4 protein-coding genes are annotated in these 4,121 nt (G+C 59.9%); all 4 read right to left on the reverse strand.

The annotated features are described in order from the left end of the window. Positions 1 to 170: 170 nt before the first annotated feature. The gene (gene der / locus AACS18_RS09510; protein ID WP_108614188.1) at positions 171 to 1,667 is read right to left on the reverse strand and encodes a ribosome biogenesis GTPase Der; all 1,497 of its coding nucleotides are present in this window, start codon (positions 1,665 to 1,667) and stop codon (positions 171 to 173) included. A 74-nt stretch (positions 1,668 to 1,741) separates the two neighbouring features. After that, the gene (gene bamB / locus AACS18_RS09515; RefSeq protein ID WP_108614189.1) at positions 1,742 to 2,926 is read right to left on the reverse strand and encodes an outer membrane protein assembly factor BamB; all 1,185 of its coding nucleotides are present in this window, start codon (positions 2,924 to 2,926) and stop codon (positions 1,742 to 1,744) included. Next, positions 2,919 to 3,569, reverse strand: a complete 651-nt coding sequence (locus AACS18_RS09520) for a YfgM family protein (protein ID WP_021229680.1) — start codon at positions 3,567 to 3,569, stop codon at positions 2,919 to 2,921. The genes bamB and AACS18_RS09520 overlap by 8 nt, the downstream gene beginning before the upstream one ends. A 3-nt stretch (positions 3,570 to 3,572) precedes the next feature. After that, a partial coding sequence (locus AACS18_RS09525) for a histidine--tRNA ligase (RefSeq protein ID WP_181363432.1) occupies positions 3,573 to 4,121 on the reverse strand: 549 nt, incomplete at its 5' end.

Genomic DNA, 4,121 nt, shown 5'->3' on the forward strand with positions numbered 1-4,121 from the left:
GGGTATCCAGTTCAGCCTGGCATGATGGACAAAGCAGGGCTTCCATAATCAACTCCTCGAAAAGTGGATCTGCCATGGTCTGGCTCCATGGCAGATCCTCCTCCCCTTGCTCCTCACCTTGACATGACGAGGATAACAAAGCGGCTGCCGGTGAGGGCAGCCGCAAGGACTTATTTCTTCTTCATTTTCAGCAGGCGTTTGCGCTGACGTTCCTGACTCAGGGTCATGGTGTTCTTCTTCCCTTCAAACGGGTTGACCGACTCCTGGAACTCGACCCGGATCGGCGAGCCCATGATCTTGAGGGACTTGCGGAAGTAGTTGATCAAATACCGCTTGTAGGAGTCCGGCAAGTCGTTCAGCTGGTTGCCGTGGATCACGATGCGCGGCGGGTTGTAGCCACCGGCGTGAGCATACTTGAGCTTGACGCGGCGACCGTTGACCATCGGCGGCTGGTGATCTTCCTGCGCCATCTGCATGATGCGGGTCAGCATGGCCGTGCTGGTACGACGGGTGGCAGACTGGTAAGCCTCCTGAATGGATTCAAACAGATGGCCGACACCGCTACCGTGCAGGGCGGAGATGAAGTGGACGCGAGCGAAGTCGATGAAGCCCAAGCGACGATCCAGCTCGTTCTTCACATCCTCTTTCACCTTCTGATCCAGACCATCCCACTTGTTCACCACCAGCACCACGGAGCGACCGGCATGGAGCACATAACCAAGGATGCTCAAGTCCTGATCGGTGATGGTCTCCTGGGCGTCGATCACCAGCAGGCAAACGTTGGCATCTTCGATGGCTTTCAGGGTCTTGATAACGGAGAACTTCTCCACCGTCTCGTGCACCTTGCCACGACGACGCACACCGGCGGTATCGATGACCACATACTTCTGCTCGTCACGCTCCATCGGAATGTAAACGGAGTCACGGGTGGTGCCGGGCATGTCATAGACGATGACCCGATCTTCACCCAGCATGCGGTTGGTCAGGGTAGATTTACCGACGTTGGGACGACCGACGATGGCGAACTTGATAGGCAGGTCGGCGAACGGGGTCTCCTTGGTGTCCTCTTTGGTATCGAGTTCACCGGCAGCCACCATGCGCAGCAGGGCTTCTTCGTCGAAGTCCTCCTCTTCCTCATCCTGCGCATCTTCATCGGTAGCGGAGTCGACCAGGGTCTCCAGATGGGGAGACAGGGCCAGTTCCAGCAGGCTCAGCACACCACGACCGTGGGCGGCCGCGATCTGGTAGACCTCACCCAGCGCCAGACCGTAGAACTCGGAGACCGCGGAATCACCATCGATACCGTCGGTCTTGTTGGCCACCAGAAATACCTTCTTGTGGGCCTTGCGCAAGTGCTCGGCGATGGCTTGATCCGCCGCGGTCAGACCGGCACGGGCATCCACCATGAACAGCACGACGTCCGCTTCTTCGATGGCCAGCAGAGATTGCTCGGCCATCTTCAGCTCGATCCCCTCTTCGGTGCCATCGATACCGCCGGTATCGACCACGATAAATTCCAGCTCGCCCAACTTCGCCTGACCGTATTTACGGTCCCGGGTCAGACCGGGAAAATCGGCAACCAGGGCATCCCGAGTACGGGTCAAGCGGTTAAACAGGGTGGATTTCCCCACGTTGGGGCGGCCCACCAGGGCTACTACAGGAGTCATAAAAGCCTCATTCTCAAGACGACAAAGGCTCCGGGTCCGAAGACCAGGAGCCGGATATTCACATTATCGGACGATCAAGGACGCTTGAGGGCGTACAACTTGCCGTCACGGCTCTGCACATACAGGGTCTCGCCATCCACCAGCGGGGCGGCGTAGAGACCACTGCTATCGAGCTGCTGCATCGCCTTGATGGTACCGTCGGTACGATCAAGCCAATACAGGTATCCTTCCACATCACCCACCACCACATAGTCACCGAAGATGACAGGTGCAGTGACGGTACGATTTTCCAGCTGGGTGTTTGACCACAGCTCCAGACCGTTGCGACGGTCGATGGCAAACAGGTGGCTGCGACTGTCGGTCAGCACGATGGCATTGCCAGTCATCGCCAGATCGCGATAGCCGGAATACTTGCGCTTCCACACTTCATCGCCGGTCATCAGTTTGCGCGCCATCAACTGACCGTTGTAGGCGATGGCGTAAAGCTCATCACCGGCAATAAGCGGGCTGGCATCGACGTCCACCATGCGGTCCAGCTCGGTAGCACCGCGCGGATCAGCCACCTTGGACTGGCGCACCGGCTGGCCGTTGCTCAGCAGGGCGATGCCCACCTTGCCATCGGCACGACCGTAAATCACGGCGCCGTTGGTGATCACCGGTGCACCGGCACTGCGCAGGGTCAGCGGCGGCTGCTCTTCGGAGAGCGACCACTGCATCTTGCCTTCATCAGTGTCGAGGGCGATCAGGCGACCGGAGGTGGTCAGCACTACCACGCGGCCATCTTCCACCGCGGGGCTTGCCACCACTTCGCCGGGCACATTGGTCTGCCACAGCACTTCACCGTTCTCTTCGTTCAGGGCGTAGACCACCCCGTTCTCGGAACCGAGGAACAGCTTGCCGTAACGGGAGACCAGGCCGCCGGAGAGACGAGCGCTACGCTTGTCGGCGTTGATCGGCAGGTCGGCCAGATCGACAGTCCAGAGGCGATCGCCACTGGCACGGTTAAAAGCGCTGACATCGCCGTCGCGGGCCGCCGCGTAGATGCGATCCTCTTCCACCACCGGCTTGAGCTGGGAGTAGAAGTCACCGATGCCATCACCCACAGTAGATGACCATGCGGTGTCGGCCGTGAAGGCAGATTCAACCTTGGGCAGCGGCGCCATCGGGTTGAGATCCTCTTCGGAACTGAACAGGGAGCAACCCTGCAGAGCGAAGGAGACCGCAGCCCCCAGCGCCACCATCTTGAATAGATTACGCATCCGGTGCCTCACCAGTCGCAACGGCCGGCAGGGCCAGATCGTCCATTTTCAGCTTGAGCTCGGCGCTACCCTGCAGGCCGCCAGCATCCGCCGCCGCCTGATAGGCATCACGAGCCTCTTCGGTCTTGCCCTGCTTTTGCAGCACATCACCACGGGCTTCGGCTACCTGCGCCTTGAAGGCCTCATTCTGGATGGTCGCCAGCTTGGCCAGCGCTTCATCTGCCTTGCCCTGATCATTCAGCACACGGGCCAGACGCAGCGCCGCGATGGGACGAATGCTCTCGTCACCCGTGGTCGCCACCAGCTCCAGCTGCTCGGCAGCCAGATCCAGCTTGCCCGCCTTGACGGCAGCGGCAGCCAGTTGCAACGCGGCCAGTTCACCGTAGGAGTCACCCTTGTTGGCAGTGACAAACTGCTGTGCCTGCTCGAAACCGGCGGCATCGCCCTTGGCCAGCTGCTCAATCACCTGGTTGTAAGAGTGGGAGGAGGCCTCCATGGTCTCTTGCTGGTGCTGGTTGTAATAGCGCCAACCGAACAGACCGACCAGACCGATAACGGTCCCGGCAATCACCGAGGTTCCGTTCTCTTTCCACCACTCCTTGATAACCTCAACCTGTTGTTCTTCGGTGGTATAGACTTCCACAGCTTACTCTCCTTTGGCTGCCAGCAGGGCAATGGCGGCGTCAACCTTGACGGTCTGTTGCTCGGCCTGACCACGCAGATATTTGATAGTGATCTCCCCGTTTTGCACCTCGGTCTCACCAAGGATCAGGGCGATTGCCGCGCCGCTCTTGTCGGCACGTTTGAGTTGTTTCTTGAAGTTGCCACCACCGCAGTGGCTCATCAGGCGCAGGTCCGGCAGGGCATCGCGCAGACGCTCGGCCAGCTGGAAGCCAGCCTGTTCGGTCCCCTCGCCCACCATCGCCAGATAGACATCCACCGCCGGGCGGATATCGGCGTTGAGCTCGAGAGTTTCCAGCATCAGCACCAGACGCTCCATACCCATGGCAAAGCCCACGGCCGGGGTCGGTTGACCGCCCAGCTGCTCTACCAGACCATCGTAGCGGCCACCGGCACAGACGGTGCCCTGGGCACCTAGACTGCTGGTGACCCACTCGAACACGGTCAGGTTGTAGTAGTCAAGACCACGCACCAGACGCTCGTTCACTTCGTATTTGATACCGGCAGACTCGAG

The organism is Aeromonas sp. HMWF015 (assembly GCF_963878965.1).
Classification (GTDB): Bacteria; Pseudomonadota; Gammaproteobacteria; order Enterobacterales; family Aeromonadaceae; genus Aeromonas; species Aeromonas veronii.

What these genes read in the sequence shown, in the direction of transcription:
- der (WP_108614188.1), bottom strand. Translation starts at nt 1,667, where the DNA reads ATGACTCCTGTAGTAGCCCTGGTGGGCCGCCCCAACGTGGGGAAATCC.
- bamB (WP_108614189.1), bottom strand. Translation starts at nt 2,926, where the DNA reads ATGCGTAATCTATTCAAGATGGTGGCGCTGGGGGCTGCGGTCTCCTTC.